Source organism: Streptococcus mitis (genome assembly GCF_000722755.1).
GTDB lineage: Bacteria > Bacillota > Bacilli > Lactobacillales > Streptococcaceae > Streptococcus > Streptococcus mitis_CM.
On sequence record NZ_JPFY01000011.1, the window covers coordinates 1 to 16,345 of the forward strand.

18 protein-coding genes and 1 pseudogene are annotated in these 16,345 nt (G+C 34.3%); 8 read left to right on the plus strand and 11 right to left on the minus strand.

Annotation, left to right across the window (positions count from 1 at the left end):
• Nucleotides 1-16: 16 nt before the first annotated feature.
• The 7 genes from SK578_RS10930 to SK578_RS01720 all read right to left on the minus strand — a co-directional run bounded on the left by SK578_RS10930 (nt 17) and on the right by SK578_RS01720 (nt 6,099).
• Complete coding sequence (locus tag SK578_RS10930; RefSeq protein ID WP_042750098.1) at nt 17-1,225, minus strand: site-specific integrase; 1,209 nt, start codon at nt 1,223-1,225, stop codon at nt 17-19.
• 66 nt (nt 1,226-1,291) lie between these two features.
• On the minus strand, nt 1,292-1,555 hold the full coding sequence (locus SK578_RS01695) for a helix-turn-helix domain-containing protein (RefSeq protein ID WP_042750099.1): 264 nt from the start codon (nt 1,553-1,555) through the stop codon (nt 1,292-1,294).
• 48 nt (nt 1,556-1,603) lie between these two features.
• Nucleotides 1,604-2,995: a Rep family protein gene (locus SK578_RS01700; RefSeq protein ID WP_042750100.1), complete on the minus strand. Its 1,392-nt coding sequence runs from the start codon at nt 2,993-2,995 to the stop codon at nt 1,604-1,606.
• 369 nt (nt 2,996-3,364) lie between these two features.
• Nucleotides 3,365-4,087: an ATP-binding protein gene (locus tag SK578_RS01705; protein WP_042750102.1), complete on the minus strand. Its 723-nt coding sequence runs from the start codon at nt 4,085-4,087 to the stop codon at nt 3,365-3,367.
• 1 nt (nt 4,088) lies between these two features.
• Nucleotides 4,089-4,628 (minus strand): hypothetical protein, encoded by a 540-nt coding sequence (locus SK578_RS01710; RefSeq protein ID WP_042750105.1) that lies wholly within the window; start codon nt 4,626-4,628, stop codon nt 4,089-4,091.
• A 14-nt stretch (nt 4,629-4,642) separates the two neighbouring features.
• Entirely contained in the window at nt 4,643-5,035 is a 393-nt protein-coding gene (locus SK578_RS01715) for a hypothetical protein (protein ID WP_042750106.1), read from the minus strand.
• Nucleotides 5,036-5,763: 728 nt separating this feature from the next.
• Complete coding sequence (locus SK578_RS01720) at nt 5,764-6,099, minus strand: helix-turn-helix domain-containing protein (RefSeq protein WP_042750108.1); 336 nt, start codon at nt 6,097-6,099, stop codon at nt 5,764-5,766.
• 154 nt (nt 6,100-6,253) lie between these two features.
• On the opposite strand from SK578_RS01720, the gene SK578_RS01725 reads away from it, so the two are divergent.
• Nucleotides 6,254-8,851 carry an SEC10/PgrA surface exclusion domain-containing protein gene (locus SK578_RS01725; RefSeq protein WP_042750110.1) on the plus strand — a complete coding sequence of 866 codons (2,598 nt, stop codon included), beginning with the start codon at nt 6,254-6,256 and terminating at the stop codon, nt 8,849-8,851.
• Between the two features lie 407 nt (nt 8,852-9,258).
• Here SK578_RS01725 and SK578_RS01730 read toward each other — a convergent pair whose 3' ends face one another.
• Both SK578_RS01730 and SK578_RS01735 read right to left on the minus strand, forming a co-directional pair.
• Nucleotides 9,259-10,413 (minus strand): site-specific integrase, encoded by a 1,155-nt coding sequence (locus tag SK578_RS01730; protein ID WP_000022152.1) that lies wholly within the window; start codon nt 10,411-10,413, stop codon nt 9,259-9,261.
• Nucleotides 10,414-10,464: 51 nt separating this feature from the next.
• Nucleotides 10,465-10,983: a helix-turn-helix domain-containing protein gene (locus tag SK578_RS01735; protein ID WP_000181350.1), complete on the minus strand. Its 519-nt coding sequence runs from the start codon at nt 10,981-10,983 to the stop codon at nt 10,465-10,467.
• Nucleotides 10,984-11,130: 147 nt separating this feature from the next.
• Between SK578_RS01735 and SK578_RS01740 the strand changes: the two genes are divergently transcribed.
• Genes SK578_RS01740 through SK578_RS01760 form a run of 5 tightly spaced genes read left to right on the plus strand, consistent with a single transcriptional unit; the run spans nt 11,131 to nt 13,127 of the window.
• Complete coding sequence (locus SK578_RS01740; RefSeq protein ID WP_000005472.1) at nt 11,131-11,412, plus strand: hypothetical protein; 282 nt, start codon at nt 11,131-11,133, stop codon at nt 11,410-11,412.
• Nucleotides 11,413-11,420: 8 nt separating this feature from the next.
• On the plus strand, nt 11,421-12,260 hold the full coding sequence (locus SK578_RS01745; RefSeq protein WP_042750111.1) for a phage replisome organizer N-terminal domain-containing protein: 840 nt from the start codon (nt 11,421-11,423) through the stop codon (nt 12,258-12,260).
• Nucleotides 12,253-12,612, plus strand: coding sequence for a hypothetical protein (locus tag SK578_RS01750; protein ID WP_001865242.1), 360 nt, complete (start codon nt 12,253-12,255; stop codon nt 12,610-12,612). Before SK578_RS01745 ends, SK578_RS01750 begins: the two co-directional genes overlap by 8 nt.
• Nucleotides 12,613-12,619: 7 nt before the next feature.
• Nucleotides 12,620-12,952 (plus strand): hypothetical protein, encoded by a 333-nt coding sequence (locus tag SK578_RS01755; protein ID WP_042750113.1) that lies wholly within the window; start codon nt 12,620-12,622, stop codon nt 12,950-12,952.
• Nucleotides 12,933-13,127 (plus strand): hypothetical protein, encoded by a 195-nt coding sequence (locus tag SK578_RS01760; RefSeq protein WP_000469564.1) that lies wholly within the window; start codon nt 12,933-12,935, stop codon nt 13,125-13,127. Before SK578_RS01755 ends, SK578_RS01760 begins: the two co-directional genes overlap by 20 nt.
• Before the next feature lie 459 nt (nt 13,128-13,586).
• On the opposite strand, the pseudogene SK578_RS11440 reads toward SK578_RS01760, so the two are convergent.
• Both SK578_RS11440 and SK578_RS11145 read right to left on the minus strand, forming a co-directional pair.
• Nucleotides 13,587-13,964 (minus strand): annotated as a pseudogene (locus SK578_RS11440) (hypothetical protein).
• A gap of 251 nt (nt 13,965-14,215) precedes the next feature.
• A complete protein-coding gene (locus SK578_RS11145; RefSeq protein ID WP_071788300.1) occupies nt 14,216-14,389 on the minus strand; it encodes a FanG protein in 174 nt (57 codons plus the stop codon).
• A 28-nt stretch (nt 14,390-14,417) separates the two neighbouring features.
• On the opposite strand from SK578_RS11145, the gene SK578_RS01770 reads away from it, so the two are divergent.
• Together SK578_RS01770 and cadX are read left to right on the plus strand one after the other, a co-directional pair.
• Nucleotides 14,418-15,032, plus strand: a complete 615-nt coding sequence (locus SK578_RS01770; RefSeq protein ID WP_000615750.1) for a CadD family cadmium resistance transporter — start codon at nt 14,418-14,420, stop codon at nt 15,030-15,032.
• 11 nt (nt 15,033-15,043) lie between these two features.
• Nucleotides 15,044-15,382: a Cd(II)/Zn(II)-sensing metalloregulatory transcriptional regulator CadX gene (cadX, locus tag SK578_RS01775; protein WP_000711088.1), complete on the plus strand. Its 339-nt coding sequence runs from the start codon at nt 15,044-15,046 to the stop codon at nt 15,380-15,382.
• Nucleotides 15,383-16,345: the final 963 nt, after the last annotated feature.

A 16,345-nucleotide genomic window follows, 5' to 3' on the forward strand; every position in this document is an offset into this window, starting at 1 on the left:
TATTTCACCTTATTGTTTAGAGACTTAAAGCAAATTCACCTACTGTCATAGGAACTACATTAGAGGTATTTACATAAATCTGTGTTGTTCCTGTGTCACTGTGTGTTAGAGCCTCAGAGATAGCTTCTAAGCTCATTCCTGCTTGTTTAGCAAGCGTTGCTCCTGTATGTCGCAGTTTATGAGGTGTAGCATGTGTCAGCTCTTTATGTCGCTTTCTAATACTTTTCATTTTATTGTTTAGATAGTCGGCGTGTAAAGGCTTATTGATGTTTCCTTTTGTGTCGATATATGTAAAAACAAATTGTTCTGGATTACTGATGATGCCAAACTTTGCCAGTTCATATTTTTGTTGTTCTTTCCAAGAGGTAAGGAGCTGAAGTAAGTCATTAGAAATAGAGAAAATAGTTTTCTTATTTCCCTTAGTAGATTTTACTTGTCCATATCTATCTAAAGCTTGAATTAGCTGAATCTGTGATTTTGAAAAGTCGATATGTTTCCATTGAAGAGCATAGGTTTCAGATTTTCTATCACCTAAGAAGAAAGTGAGATAAAATAAAACATAATCTTTCAGGGTTATTTTATCATTTTCTAAATCTTCTTGAAATGCTGAGAACCATTCTTGGAGTTGTTCATGAGTTAGATATAAATCTTCCTCTCTCTTTGACTCTGCAAGCTGAATCTTTTTAGTGGCTTTTATTCTTCTTAATATTTTTGCAACTTTATTAGCTTCTATATACTCAAGTTCTTCGGCCCAGTCAAAAATGGAAATTACATAACTACGTAAAGATTTGAAGTTTGCATATTCATTAGCCTTAGATGTCATTAGATTTAGGATAACTTGCTTATTTTGGTTTAAAAACTGTATCGTATAGTTTCCAAGAAGTGGTAGTATATGTTTTTCAAAACAGGTTTTGGTATTAGCAATTGTTGACCTGCTTGGTGGTTTAGAAGTAGATGTAGTTTGACCTGCTTTATAAGAGTCCCACCAGATATTGTTATAGAAGTCTGAGAAAAGAATATCTCCTTTTGCAAGTCCTGTAAATTCATTATCTTCTATTTGATTTAACTTGGTAAGCAAGTCTATCTCAGCTTGCCTTGCCTCCTTTCTAGTTTTAAATCGCTTATCGTAATAGTTGCTATTGACAATTCCAAGTGGCATTCGTGCTTCTATTGGGATATAGATTTTTAAACGAAAAGTACCGTTCTTTGTCTTACTGATAGGCATGATACCCTCCTTGTGTATCGAACCAGAAAATATCATGACTATTATAAAACAAAAATATAGATATTTCTAGTTTTGTGAGTAAAGCCATGAATTAATGGCTTCTTTATTAAATCGTATAGTCTTGCCTATTTTTATTGTAGGCAGTCCTTTCTTGACCCAACTATCTAGAGTATTGTTTGATATACTCAAGTAGTGGCAAGCCTGCTGTTTGTTTAAAAAAGGGCTTTCAAGGTTACTATGGTGCAGCTTCTTTTTAATTTCTTTTTCGATTAGTTCAGCGAGTAAGTGCTGAATTTGTTGAACTTGTTCGTCTGGTAAAATGACTTGCATGTATTCCTCCGATGTATGGTATAATAGAGGTATCAAGAGATACCCTGTTTACTTTTCTTGATTATCTGTAACCTCGTCCTCGCTCGCCAAAGTTTCGGATGGGGTTTTTATTTTGTTATAATCCCAGTGCTCCCATTTATTATATAGTCCAACTGTAGATACTAACATGGATAGTAATTCTTCTTTACTTGTCGCTTCGTTGTCAGTTGTGAAATCGTATGATAACGATGTCGTTTGGTCAGTGCCTGGAATTTTCACAATTCTGTCTATAGTTCGTTTAGGTTGTGATTCATGGAAAGTAATGTTATCGCTGTTTCCCCTTAAGGTTACTAGATGAGCGATTCTTCTAATGTATTGTGATAAATCTTCACGATTATTGCCTTTGGTGTGGTAGAAGAAGGTCAAAGGATGTTTAGAACTTGTGATAATAATGACCTTAGCAGCGCCTATTTTATTTTGATAACGAGCTGAGATAGGGCTAATATTATAAGGGTCTAATAGTTTCAGCCAGTCTGAAGCGGTTAGGCTATCTCCTCGAACGTCATCAAGAAAAAGAATCTCTTCTCCGTTTACTTCATCAAACATATTTGTACCTGCAGTCAAGACTGATTTCCAGTTTTGATTATTCAGTTTTGCTAACTGAATAAGACTTTTTGCTATCTCTTTTGCAAATGTTGACTTGCCAAGTCCAGAGGCACCATGTATGAATAGGATTGTCTTCTTGAATTTCTTGTTTTCCAGTTCATCCTGTGTCATAGTTCCTTTGATTTCTCCAATGGTACGAAAGGTATCGTTTATCTTAGTTTTGTGGACTGCATAAAGCATGTGATAGTCTTTATTCAGAAGCATTTCCTTTTTGGTGATGTTTCCGTTCAGAATGTTATCGATTAGCAAATCAATATCTTTGTAGGTTTGTTTTACCTCTTTTTTGGCTTTACCTTTCAGCCAGCTTACATGTCTTTCGTGATAAACTTCTAAATAGTTTTTACCTGTTAGAGTAATCACTTCATCAGGGCTGTATTGATACTTATCTTTATCTTTGGCATGAATTAAGTAAGCTAACAAGTTATCGTAGCCATATCTACCAGATTTAGCTTTCTCAAGATACTGAGGTTCTAATCCTATTTTTACTGCTAAATCAGTAAGTGTAGCACCTTTTGAAAATTTTAGTAAGGCATGGATATGAGGTTCTTTTAGTTTGGAAATTGTTGTTCTAGTTACGCTGTCAAAAGCAAGTGATGTATCTTTGTCATGCTTAATTGCATATGCTTCAGTAACCGTTGCGACTTCACTAACTCTTCTGACTATTTCCTCAAGAATTTTTTCGATATTTTCGGACTTAATGAGTTCTTCATTCCAACCATTCTTCCAATAAGTCGTATCAAAATATTGTGTAATTGCTACAGAAGTCAAAAGTGCTTCTTTTTTCTTTGTTGTCATGTATAATTAACCTTTCTTTTTTAACTATTCTTTAATTATTCTTTTAACTATTCTAGTGTTAGACCGTTGACAAGCCCAGTCTAACACGCGTTAGGAATAATTAAGAATTAAATTTAACTCTTCAAATCCCAGCCTCTCCTGCCCGATGGATTCTCATCGAACCGAGAACGCTTGCCAATTCAACAAGGGACGGGGTAGTATTTTTTGGCGCTTCACTCCCTGCCTTCGGCATCGTTGCGCTTAAAAAATCTCCACCCCTCAAGCCCTTGCGAATAGGCATTTTTCTGCTGGTAATGTCGTGCCGACACTAAACCGATGAAATCCCTAGGTAGGTCAGTGTCGCATCAAACAAGTGTAGCAGAAAAAGCGCTAGCTATATCTTGAAAATAGCTCTTGTATCCGCTGGTTTAACCGTTCTTCGTCTCTTACTTGAATAGTGCGAAACATCTTGACAGATTCTCCCTCAAGTTGAAAATAACCATATCCTCGGGGTTTTACTACAACTTCATCTTTTTCCATATCAGGAAAAAGGAGTTGCCTGTTGTTTGTTGCTAACAGAAAGCTAGTTGATAAGGATATGACACAATTAAAATTGTAGCGCCCCGGAAGGTCAGACATCAAGAAACGTTGACTAGATAAAATGATTCGTAAACCTAGACTTCTACCCATGCTATTCATCATCAATATTTTCGATAAAACATCTTTGTGTTTCTTCTTATCAGTTTGTTCGAGATATGCAAGGAAAGCCTGCCATTCATCGAAAATTAGGTAGAGATTATGAGCAATATTTTCTTGTTTATTTAGTCTTGCATAAAAGCGTTGGTAGACTGTTTCGAATAGTTCTAAACAGTCAAAACCTCTAGCAACATGATTGCCGGTCATTGAAAACATATCTTCATCAGCTTTAAAATCCATGAAATATGCTTCAGCAGTTTCGTCATAAAAGGAAATCAATCCTACCAGCCTACGCAAAAACGTTGACTTGCCTACCCCTGATGGGCCTGCGATTATTAAAGCGAAACATCGGTTTATGTCAATGTTGAAAAGGGAAGGCTGTCCCCTACTGTTGACCTCGAAAACGTTTTTAATCATGCTAGAAGTCCTCTTCTCTTTGATTTTTTTGCATTAGCATCATGTCATTAGTTGATACTAAACGAACCTTGACTGCAAGAAAGGGCTCACGCTTAGAGCGACTTACAACGCAATCTATAGAATCGTTTGACATAGTTTTTACAACTTGTCTTACTTTTGTTTCAAAGTTTCCAAGGGCTTCATCAGAGATTTCTTTGTCAATATGAACAAAGTAAATACCTTGTTCCGTAACTTCGACACCTTGTGTGTAACTTAGTGAAGAGATTGGTAGTTCTGTTACACCGACTTCTGTTAACCAGTTATAGAAGCTATCAAATAAAGGATTAATAGCAGTTTGACTTCTTTGTTTGTATCGATGCCAAGCTAGAGAGAAAATTTCTCCATCTGTCACAAGCCACAGGAACAACAAAGAACCTAATATAAATGGAACTATCCATAGCAGAAACTTAAGAAGTAGTGCTATTAAAACAAAAGTAATTGACGCTATGAAAATCTGATAGTACCACTCTAATTCCATGATTTCTCTTAAGAAATTTTTCATAAGCCATCTCTTTTCTATTTGAGTGCAATATCAGCAAGCTCAGCTACAAGAGCGATGCCGACTGGCTGTTTCAACTTGTCAAGAACAAATGACAAGTCATACTTGTTAAGTACTATGCTGGTATCAATCAAACTATCTAAGTTTTCATTTTGATAATTCTTTAACTTGATTTTGAACGATGGGCAGTAAGCTTCTTGACTAATGCTAGCGAACTGTTCATAGAGTTCGACATCTACGCATGTAAGCGATGCCCACGGACGTTGATTTTCTTGACCGTCATTGATGATTCCGCTATTTGTATCAATTACTTTCATCTCTGCGGGGATATCAACAGAAGTTGATAAAGCATCTAAAAATGCTCTTGCGCTTTCGTAGTTGCCTACGATTAATTCTTTTGCTTTTGACATATGAATGCCTCCTTCTCTTTGCATGGTCAGACTTTTTTTAAATGCTGACAAGTAATTTTAATCTTTGATGATAACAAGTTATTAAATGTTATCAATTTAACTCAAATAGTACATTTTTCATCACCCCTTTTCTTTGAGTATTCACTTACTATATCGGTAGGGGATTCCTTCAGCTACGTCATTTTAATATTAAAAATTGAATTATCTCAAAAATACGCCATTGTATAAATATTATAGTATAGGTAGTCAAAAATTTACGCCAGTGTATATATATTATAGTATTGTGTTGTTCTAAATTTTCGTCAGACTCTTCTTATTTTGCTCAGGTAGTTAGACCTCTTCGCTGGGATACCTATTTTTTAGGTTGTTTTGATTATTCATTTTCGGTAGGGTAAAAGAATTTATGCTAGGGTCTTAGAAATTTTAACCATAGCAAAGAATATTCGGTTTTTATTTACAGGAGAATAAAATAAAACCAAGTCATTTTTTTGTGACTTGGTCTATGTTTCTATTGCGTCAATAAGCTGTATCATTAGCTTGAGAACTCGTTCTTGTTTACTAGGTGTTAGTTCCTTAATTTTATATATTAGCTGATTTATTAAAGAATTGCTTTCGGTTACGGATATATCGAAAAAAGTCTCTATATCTGTATCAAGTGCATCCATAATTTGAGGGACTAAAAACTAAATTAGCAAACTTTAAAAAAGCCAAGTTCAAAAATACTTGGCTTAATTTATTTGTTTTAATATATCTCGGAGAGCTTTTATAGTAGGTTCTCTTTTTTCTGTTGGTAGGTTTCTAATATCTTCAATAAGTTGTAAAAACTCTCCGCTTTGATGTTGATTTTCAATATTAAAAAAAGTATTCATATCAACTTCAAGCGCTTGTATGATTTTTTCAATGGTCTCAAGCTTAACATTTAACTGTTTATTCTCTAACCTATAGATATAGTTGAATCCCAGATCAGCTTTTTCTGCTAGATATTCTTGTGTCATCCCACTTTTCAGTCTTAGAAGTCTGATTTGTTTTGCAACAAATTCTCTTAAATTTATTTTTTCAGTCATGATAGTACCTCATAACTATCATACAAGTTTATCTCATTGAATAAATCGTTATTAAAAGACTGAAATTTTTACAAAAATAATATTTTAAAGACTGCAGAATGTGGTATAATATTATTCATAAAACAGTCTTTTAAGACATAAAGGAGTTTATACGATGGAATCAAACACACAAGGTCACGGAACCATCAAAAAATTGCGTACTGGCATGGTCGTTTCTACTTTAGCACTTACAGCCTTTGGGGTATCTACTAGCGTATCAGCTAACGAAACCGAAGTAGCTGTTAATAAACCTGCAACTAAGGTAGTTGCTAAGGACGAGGTAGTTGCTAAAGTTCCTAGTCAACAAGACGTTGATAAGGTTAAGGCTGAATCAGACAAGGCTAATCAGGATGTATCTAAGCAAAAAGAAGCTGTTTCAACTACAGAAACTAAGATTGCCGATGCTGAAAAGACTATCGCTGATACTAATAAAAAGGTAGAAGAAGCTAAGGCGATTACACCCGAGAAGGTAGCAACTGCAAAAGCCGAGGCTGACAAGAAAGCCAACGAGCTTGCGACTGCTGAGAAAACTGTAGCTGATGCTGATAAGTCTGTATCTGCGACTGCTGAAAAGGTTGAAGACCAAACTAAGCTAGTATCTAATGCTGAGAAAACTGCTACTGATACTGCTAATAATGTAGCTGACGCTCAGAAAAAAGTAGATGCTCTTTCATCTACTACTGATGTTGCTCCCCTTGAAAAAGAGGTAGCTAAGCTTATTACTCAGGTCGCTGAAGATACTCAAGCAGTAGAGACTGCCAAAACCAACCTTGACAGTGGTAAAAAAGCTCAATCTAACAAAGAGCAAGCTATCAAAGATGCTCAAACTGGGGTATCTCAAGCTGAGTCTAATCTCACTCAAGCTACTACAGCCCTTGCTAATGCTAAAGCTGACCAATCTAACAAAGATAAGGCAGTCACTACAGCTAAAGCTGACCTCGACCGTGCCAAAGAAGAGTTGGCTCGTACTTCAACAACTAATGCACGTTTCACAGTAAGTCAAGAGTATATCTCTTTGTTGAAAGAGTATGCTAAGTCTCAAAGTGCATCTGTATCTAACCAACTTAAGGCTCTAGGTAAGAAAGAAATGGAAGAACGTGGGTATCTCGGAGACACTGAGAACAATCCTAACCGTTTCAAAGCTACTGATAAAGACCGTAAAGTTAAAGTTGACGTAGCTAACCTAACCCCAGAAGTAGAGCGTGAAATCAACTTGTTCACGGCTGACCTTATCAATCAAATCCGTGATGCTTTTGGTACACCTCATGCAATCGTAACAGAAGACTCTATGGGTATTGCTAAAGAAGTAGCAAAAGCGTCTAAGACAGAAGGAGACCACGACTTTGATGCATTGGATAAGGTAGGTAAAGACTATGGTGTTCTCCTTGCAGAAAACCTTGGGTTTAGTGATACAGAGGTATCAAATTTAGCTGAGTTAAAAGAATCAATTTATGAGAATCTTATCGCTATGATGTTTCTTGACTTTGAACCTAACTGGGGACACGCTTTGAGTCTTGCAAGTTTGGATAATACTAAGCCAGATATTGTGTATCAACAATACATTGGGGTATCCGTTCGTAAGAACAAAGAGTTCCCTTTTAGCTTGCATATTGACGGTACATCAGATAACGTCATCAAAGAATCATCTAAATTCAACAAAACTAAGGTAGTTACAGCAAACAACAACACTAAAGCCCTCCAAGAAAAACTCTCACTGGCTCAATCAACTTATGACAACGCAGTCAAATCCTCTCAAGAAGCTAAATCAACTGTCCAATCAGCTCAAACCGCCTACACTAACGCTGAGACAGCTCTTGCTAACGCTCGTAAACAGTTATCTAACGTAGTAGGTAACAAGATTGATGTTCCGTCACTTGAAAAGGCTCTTGCTGACGCTAAAGACAAACTAGCGCAAGACACTAAAGCATTGCAAACTGCTAAGGAATCGCTTGCCCTAGCTAAATCAAACGCAACTGACAAAGCTAAGGCTCTTGCTAAAGCTAAGACAGCTCTTTCTAACGCTAAAGCTGAACAATCTACTGCTAACCAATCTATTGAAACTGCCAAAGGTGAATTGGAAGTCCTTACTAAGGCTCATGATGTAGCAGTCTTGGCTCGTAAGTCAGCTGGTCAAGACCTTGCTCGTAAACGTGAATCATCTAAAGAAGCTAGCGATACTTACGAAGTCCTTGCTCTTGCTCTTAATAATCGTGATAAAGTCCTTAAGGCTTTAGACAAAGAGCTTACTGATGCTAAATCTAAGCTTGGTGTACTCCGTGCTGAGTTGGAAACGGCTAAGGAAGAGTTGGCTCGTCTTGAGGGTATCGCAGAAGCTAAGGCTCGTGGGTATGAGAACTTTAAGCAACTCAAAGCTGACTATGACGCACACCTTGCTGAACAACAACGTTTGCAAGCTTTGAAAGACAAAGCAGGTGCAATCCGTAAAGCAGGAGGTCAACCTAAGGAAGTTACCGACGCTAACGGTAAAGTTGTTGACATTGTAGATGCGAAGGCACAAAACAAACCTGTAGTTGCGACAGTAGGAACTAAAGACGATAAAACATATCAAGCTCCTGCAAAAGATACAAATGCAAAAGCAGAATCTAAGAAACAACTTCCAAATACAGGAACAAAGGATTCAGGGCTTTTAGCATTGCTTGGAGCAAGTGTTGGACTCCTCGCTTTAGCAGGAAAACGAAAATATAATAGATAAAAAGAAAGAGAGCGGAGGCTCTCTTTTCTATGGTGTTGTTCTAATATGTATAAATTTTATATAAGGGAAACTCTTGATATTCTGGTTCGATTTTTACTTATTTTTTATGAAAGTTTACCTTATTTTAATGAAACTGATTGAAATTAGTTGAAATTTTATTTTTTGAAAACCTATGAAAACGTTGATTTTAAAGCACTTTGAAATTAGATGAAATAAGTGGTGCCCCAACCAGGTCTTAAGAAAGCTCGTAAAGCATCACAATTCTCAAAACGTTAATCAATACGATTATATCAACGTTTCAAAGCACTTTGCAAAAATTTTGCAAAGTGCTTTTTTGTCGATTTTTGAGCTCAAATAGCTTTGTGATAACCTTCTGATAACCTCTTCTAAATTTTTAAAATCATGATTTATTTTGCTTTATTGAGATAGTCTGCAAATTTGTCAATAGAGTTTTTCTCACCAGTTTTTGTGGTGTGAGTATAGACATCTAATGTCACCTGACTGCTTGCATGACCGAGACGTTTTGATGTATTAGAAGGATCGATTCCAATTTCAGACATAAGTGTTGCATGTGTATGTCTAAACCCATGTGGGCTAATTGGTTTTAATTTATGCTTTTTAATAATTCGATTCAGTACGTTATTAATGTAATCAGCATGCAAAGGTTCAATTTTGTCATTACTTGATATGTAAGAGAACATATATTCATCACTAATATTCAGCTTTGTAAGAGGAAGCTGAGATTGTTCTTTCAGATAGAAATTTCTCCATTGCTTAATAATATCGATTGTCTCATCATCAAGATAGATTGTACGAACTGAAGATTCATTCTTTGTGCTCTTTTCAATCGCTTTACCGTCAATTCTTCCTAGACTTTTATCTATGTTCAATAGATTGCTGTCAAAGTTAATATCAGCCCATTTTAAAGCGTATAACTCCCCTTTTCGTAGTCCACTAAATGCAAGCAGTCTAAATAGAGCAAAATGTTTAAATGGCTCGGTTTCTTTCACTATATCAAGGAAATGATGTAATTCCTCCAGTGACCAAAAATTATCTGATCTAGTTTTTTTGATTTTAGGCATGATAACATTCTTCATTGGATTTCGATCAATGTAGTTCATGTTGATTGCAAAATCAAAAATTTTTGAGGTATAGGATTTTATCTGTTTGATATTTTTGAAAGTCTGAGATTTTTGTGTAATAAAGTTTTGACAGTCTAAAGGACTGATTTGGTCAATAAATTTATCGCCAAATATTGGTAGAATATGTATTCGATAGATATTCTTAGTTTGGGAAGAAGTTGTTTCTTCAACGGTACCAACATAGGCATTAAACCATTCTTGATAAAGTTCTTTATAAGTGACTTTGGGGTTAGGTTTGTCGGTACTTACTGTGGGGGCAACGACACCAGCTTCTAAACGAGCTTCGTACAATTTTGCCTCTTTTTTGGTTTTGAACCCTCTCTTTAAGTGCCTTTTTTTCTTTCCATAAGCATCTAAGCCAATGTAAAAGCTGACATAGTATAGGATTCCTTTTTTTGTTTTGTATTTGTGTATAGACATTTTTTCTCCGTATCTAAGTTTTCGGAGCTTATGTAATTGAGAAATGAGTGTCTATCTATTTTTTCTATCTTCTTGGCGGATAGCGTATTCGTCTGTTTTAATCCAGCTCTGCCAAACTTTAGAATCTTTATTTTGGTGATTCATATAATCTATAAACTCAGACATAAAACGTTTGTTTTTCTCAGCTAGATATTCTGAGAATATATGACGAAATTCATCTGAAAAACTATCATCAAGTGGTAGTGTTAATGCCCTTTCGCCAAATTCGATGCTCTTCTTTAACTTCTCCATATCGCTTTTAAAAGGTGTCACAGAACCAATTTTAGATGTTTTGAAACTATCTGTAACAATTTTAAGATTTGATGGAGCGTGTGGGTTGCTATCAAGTCCCATAATGTAAGCGACGGAAACATTAAAGTATTTTGCCAATTTTTCAGCATTATCTTTTTTAGGTTTGCGGATTCCTTGATTGTATCCAGAAAGTGTAGGATAGGCTATATTTGTAGCTTCGCTAATTTCTGTCAATTTTTTTCCGCTATTTTCTATCAGTTTAGTAATATGATTCGTCATAAGAACCTCCTTTTTATCATTATAACACATTTTATTCTTTTTGAATAAAAAAGCTTGACAAAAATTCAAAAAGGATATATAATTCAAAATGAATAACAAATTAAATGGTTTCGGAGCTTATTTAATTTAGAAATGAGGTGTGAATTTATGTCGGAAACTACTTTAGTTGTCCAGCTTCCTAAAGAATTAGAGAAGCAATTACGTGCTCACTATGATGAGATGATTTCAAATGCTGTAGCAAGAGTATTTGAAGATAAAGAACTTTATAAACCTATGGTTCGTATGTCAGGTTTGTCTAGGTGGTTAGATGTATCTACGACAACAATCCAAAAATGGACGAAAGAAGGAATGCCAACCATGGTGATTGATGGAGTGACTTTATACGATAAAAGAGCAGTAACACGATGGTTGAAGCAATATGAAAGATAGGTACTCGTATGAATGGTGTTCAGTGGATCAAGATAACAACAGATATATTTGATGATGAAAAAATTCAGCTAATAGAATCAATGCCAGAAGGAGATACTCTTATTGTAATATGGTTTAAAATTCTGGTGCTTGCAGGAAAGCAAAATAATAGTGGCATATTAAGTCTAGGGAACAAGGTTTATTACACAGAAGAGATGCTTTCAACAGTGTTTAGGCGAAAGGCTACATCTGTAAAATTAGCTCTCAGCATGTTTGAAGAATTTGGCATGATAGAAATCATAGATGGCGCTATTACCATTCCAAAATGGGAGAAACATCAGAATATAGATGGACTAGAAAAGATTAGAAAACAAACTAGGGAACGTGTTGCTCGTCATAGACAAAAACAAAAAGCACTAATTACAGGCGAGCCACAACTCGTTTTAGACTGTAACGTTACAGTAACGGATGAAAATGATAATGTAACGCAAGAGATTAAGAACAAGAGTAAGAATAAGAAAGAGATTGAGAATATACTGGATAATAGTTCTAGAAAGACTGAAACTTATATTCCACCCAAATATTATTCTTTGTTAGAATCCATTTCTTATAAGTACAATGATAGATTTTTGTATCCTAACAATTACACTTTAACACATGCTCAGAAGATGAAGATAGGCGAGTATTTGGCTAGTGGGTATGTAACTAGTGATGAAGTTATTAGCATGATCGAACGGATTCCTGAGGATGCGACTTCTCCTTTAGCGTATTTATTTAAGTCTATGGAAAATTTAAAGCAGGAACGTATGCTGGAGTGCAAAGCTATTGCCCATGAAAATGCCCGAAAGAAGTATATGATAAATGAGTAGATATAGGACTGTTCTAAAGAAATGTTATATCACTGAAGAGCAAAATGAAATAGTGAATAACTTGATTGAAATGACAAACCATCTAAATTTTTCCTCTTATGCTAGGAAAATGTTGTTTAAGAGTTCGCCTATTTATCTTCAATTTGATTTTGAATCTTATCATGACTTTATATTTCAAGTTAGAAGAATTATCAATAACTTACGTCAGTTAGAAAGAATAGCAGAACAAAGTGAAGATTTGGATAATGTAAGGATATTTCACTACTGCGTTGAGCTGATGATAGAATATGAAAAGAAGACAAGCAAACAAGTGAAAGAACTTGTAAAACGACTAAATAAGAAAACAAGGTGATAAGAGTATGAGAATAAAATCGGTGTTGAAACAGGTATTTTTGACAGAAAAAGAAAATAAAAAATTAAATGATTGTATGAGGAAGGAAAATATTCGTAATTTTTCTGAGTTTGCTAGACAAAAATTAATACGAACAGATTTGAACATCCAAAAAGTCTCCTTTGAAGGTTTAGTTCCTTTAACAGAAGAGTTGGAACAAGTCGGAAAGAATATCAATTATATAGCCCGTCTTGCAACTGTAGTTGGAAGAATAAGCTATGAAAACAAAATGGATATGTCTATATTGATGCAAAAAATAGTTGATGTGATGGAGGAAAAAGATGTTTATTTTCAAAAGTAATATGGATAAGGATTTTGATCAGATATGCGAATACATATTGAAATTAAAGCGAGCAGAATTATTTCTTCATGGAATTAAACAACAAGATAAAACGAAGGCTCGTTTGTATCATGCGATGCTGGAATACTACGATGCTAACCATAAAAAAGAAAGACATATGAGAATTTTAAAATAAAGAAACGCTGTTAAAAATTTTGCAGCGTTTTTTATATATCTTCTTAAAATATTTGTACACACAAAGTACAGCTAAAGTGATTTTTTGATTATTTTATCGAGAAGGAAAGATTTATCATAATATGACTTTGCGAGCTCAGAGTCTGTATACACACACTCCCAAAATCATCCCAAAATTTGTATACACAAAGTGTATGTACTTTTTGGGATGATTTGAATTTTGGGGAAACCCCAAACCCCTGATGAATTATACGAGCAAAAAAATTTGGGAGTAAGTTTTAGAAAGAACTATTCTAAAGTATTTAAAATCTGACTTTAAGTAAATTTTTTATTATGTGACTATTAGCCTGTCTCACTCCGCTAGGTGCGAGACAAAAAAATACCCGCTATGCGGGTGTGTACTGACCCCCAAAAGTTAGACAGAAAAAATCTAACTTTTGGGGTCAGTACAAAAGCGTTTTTATTGTATAAAGAATATCAAATAGTTTGAGGGTTTTACTTGTCGCTGTATTTCTTCACTATCCTTTTTGTAATACTCCTGCTTTGTTCCTGAAATATCTACAGTGAATACGTCATCCTTGAAGGTATAATTCTCTTTTCGGTTTATGATATTAGAGGCAGTCGGTTCGATTGTTGCACTGTCTTTATCAATTGTAAAGGTGTCGGCCTCTCCTTTGTTGCTATTTCCTTTGTTACCTGAAATGGTAAAGGCAACTTCATTTCTACTCTCGTTTATTCAACGGTATTCGCCATCTAAAGAATTGCTTGATTGGTTAGAGCATGCAATTAATAAAATTGTAGATAGAGACACTAAAAGTAATGTGATAAATCTTTTCATTTACATACTTTTTATTTCTATATTATATTAAAGAAACATTACATAAGTAAGACAGTAATTTTTTAGGTTGATCTCTTTCTTTCGGGAAAATCATTATGTTTCGGAAAGTCAAGATTTTGTTATTATTTATGATATACTGGTACCGTAATTATATCCTTACAGAGGTTAAGTAAGGGTTTCAGTACACGTCAATAGATGTCAAAATATTGATTTTAAGCGATTTTTGATTTTTGGAAACTCATTATATCGCACTACAAATCAATAAAAACTGTACCTTTTTTAGATAAATATATTATCTGGATATTGAAGTTAAGCCCTGCTGTCATTTCGATGGCAGGGCTTTTTAATATTTGGTACACTAACTTCTTATCTATATTTTGGTGGATTTTAAGTTGACATCTACAAAGTTTAATGTTAGAATACATTCAAAAATATATTTGAATGAGGTATTTTATGATTCAAAATGTTGTTACTTCAATAATCCTGTATTCTGGGACAGCCGTAGACTTACTTATTATCCTAATGTTATTTTTTGCCAAAAGAAAAAGCAGAAAAGACATCATTAACATCTATTTAGGACAATTTCTAGGCTCTGTTAGTCTAATATTGCTAAGTTTGCTTTTTGCATTTGTCTTAAATTATATTCCTAGTAAAGAGATTTTAGGTTTACTCGGTTTGATTCCAATTTTCCTAGGTCTCAAAGTTTTGCTTTTAGGAGATTCTGATGGAGAAGCTATTGCCAAAGAAGGTTTGCGCAAAGATAATAAAAACCTGATATTTCTAGTCGCTATGATTACTTTTGCAAGTTGTGGTGCTGACAATATTGGTGTCTTTGTTCCATATTTTACTACCTTAAATTTAGCAAATTTGATAGTAGCTTTACTTACCTTTCTAGTCATGATTTATCTCTTGGTTTTTTCTGCCCAAAAATTGGCACAAGTCTCTTCTGTTGGAGAAATTTTGGAAAAATATAGCAGATGGTTTATTGCCGTTGTTTATTTAGGATTGGGGATATATATCCTGATTGAAAATAACAGTTTTGATATACTATGGACTATATTAGGCTAGGAGAAAATATTATGAAAAAAGATAGTATCTGCCAAGTGAATGTTATAAATCAGCAAAATATTACAACCGCAACGAACTACCTTGAAAAGGAAAAAGTCCAAAAATCACTTCGCATTTTAACAAAATTTACCGATAATAAACAGATAAATATCATCTTCTATCTTCTTGCTGTTGAAGAACTCTGTGTCTGTGATATAGCCTGTTTACTAAATCTCAGTATGGCATCTACTTCCCACCATCTTCGTAAACTAGCCAATCAAAACATCTTGGGCACTAGAAGAGAGGGGAAAATTATATATTATTTTATAAAAGATGAGGAAATCAGGGATTTTTTTAATCAACTAGGATAACAACTATTTTTACTACTTTTCCATGATTCTAGGGAGCTACTCTATGAAATTTTTTGATGAAAATTACTCACAAGAAATAATATATAGAACTGTTTAAATATCTTCAGGATAGAAAAAGAAATTATCCAGGCACGAAGAAACTGTATATTTGTTGCTAAACTGTACATCATCTTTATGATACAGTATTTCGTATTTCTCAACTACATAAGCTCCGAAAACTAAAATGTGATAACCCTTTGATAACCTCTCGATTTTCAAAAGGATTATATATGTAAATATTGAGGATTTATCTCTTAAAATTACTTGATTTTAGTGATAATTTACCATAAATATCATAATGTAGAAAAAACCAGGTCTTAAGAAAGCTCGTAAAGCATCACAATTTAGTAAACGTTAATTCGAGAGAATTACTATACTTACAAAGAGCACCTTTCGGGGTGTTCTTTTTGTACTTTCTTACTAAATTGGTGCAATTGACACAGTTGTTGCGACTTTAGTCGCTTACAAATGTGGCTGCAACATGACGAAGTCAGTTGCCTCAAAACGTTAATCAATACGATTATATCAACGTTTACAGACATTCAAGAATTTTCTCTTGGATGTCTTTTTTTGTTTAAAAATCAAGAGTTTCCACTAAATTTCAATCATTTGTTTGTTAAATTTATTTTTTGGATTTTTTTATCGAGAAGAAAAGATTTCTCATAATATGACTTTGTGAGCTCAGAGTCTGTATACATACACTCCCAAAATTTTGTATACACATAGTGTATGTACTTCTTGGGTGATTTGAATTTTGGGGAATCCCCAACCCCCTTTAATTTAAGAGATAAATTTATTTTTTATAATTTACTAATAAATACTGATAATACTTGAAAAACATTCGGTATAAGGATAAAATGTATATAAGATGAGTTATTTCTTTTTGAATATACGGAAGTAGCTTATCAATAAAAAGGAGATCAT

What these genes read in the sequence shown, in the direction of transcription:
- SK578_RS01715 (WP_042750106.1), bottom strand. Translation starts at nt 5,035, where the DNA reads ATGTCAAAAGCAAAAGAATTAATCGTAGGCAACTACGAAAGCGCAAGA.
- SK578_RS10930 (WP_042750098.1), bottom strand. Translation starts at nt 1,225, where the DNA reads ATGCCTATCAGTAAGACAAAGAACGGTACTTTTCGTTTAAAAATCTAT.
- SK578_RS01740 (WP_000005472.1), top strand. Translation starts at nt 11,131, where the DNA reads ATGTCGGAAACTACTTTAGTTGTCCAGCTTCCTAAAGAATTAGAGAAG.
- SK578_RS01725 (WP_042750110.1), top strand. Translation starts at nt 6,254, where the DNA reads ATGGAATCAAACACACAAGGTCACGGAACCATCAAAAAATTGCGTACT.
- SK578_RS01745 (WP_042750111.1), top strand. Translation starts at nt 11,421, where the DNA reads ATGAATGGTGTTCAGTGGATCAAGATAACAACAGATATATTTGATGAT.
- cadX (WP_000711088.1), top strand. Translation starts at nt 15,044, where the DNA reads ATGAAAAAAGATAGTATCTGCCAAGTGAATGTTATAAATCAGCAAAAT.
- SK578_RS01710 (WP_042750105.1), bottom strand. Translation starts at nt 4,628, where the DNA reads ATGAAAAATTTCTTAAGAGAAATCATGGAATTAGAGTGGTACTATCAG.
- SK578_RS01735 (WP_000181350.1), bottom strand. Translation starts at nt 10,983, where the DNA reads ATGACGAATCATATTACTAAACTGATAGAAAATAGCGGAAAAAAATTG.
- SK578_RS01730 (WP_000022152.1), bottom strand. Translation starts at nt 10,413, where the DNA reads ATGTCTATACACAAATACAAAACAAAAAAAGGAATCCTATACTATGTC.
- SK578_RS01755 (WP_042750113.1), top strand. Translation starts at nt 12,620, where the DNA reads ATGAGAATAAAATCGGTGTTGAAACAGGTATTTTTGACAGAAAAAGAA.
- SK578_RS01760 (WP_000469564.1), top strand. Translation starts at nt 12,933, where the DNA reads ATGTTTATTTTCAAAAGTAATATGGATAAGGATTTTGATCAGATATGC.
- SK578_RS11145 (WP_071788300.1), bottom strand. Translation starts at nt 14,389, where the DNA reads ATGTATTCTAACATTAAACTTTGTAGATGTCAACTTAAAATCCACCAA.
- SK578_RS01750 (WP_001865242.1), top strand. Translation starts at nt 12,253, where the DNA reads ATGAGTAGATATAGGACTGTTCTAAAGAAATGTTATATCACTGAAGAG.
- SK578_RS01695 (WP_042750099.1), bottom strand. Translation starts at nt 1,555, where the DNA reads ATGCAAGTCATTTTACCAGACGAACAAGTTCAACAAATTCAGCACTTA.
- SK578_RS01770 (WP_000615750.1), top strand. Translation starts at nt 14,418, where the DNA reads ATGATTCAAAATGTTGTTACTTCAATAATCCTGTATTCTGGGACAGCC.
- SK578_RS01700 (WP_042750100.1), bottom strand. Translation starts at nt 2,995, where the DNA reads ATGACAACAAAGAAAAAAGAAGCACTTTTGACTTCTGTAGCAATTACA.
- SK578_RS01705 (WP_042750102.1), bottom strand. Translation starts at nt 4,087, where the DNA reads ATGATTAAAAACGTTTTCGAGGTCAACAGTAGGGGACAGCCTTCCCTT.
- SK578_RS01720 (WP_042750108.1), bottom strand. Translation starts at nt 6,099, where the DNA reads ATGACTGAAAAAATAAATTTAAGAGAATTTGTTGCAAAACAAATCAGA.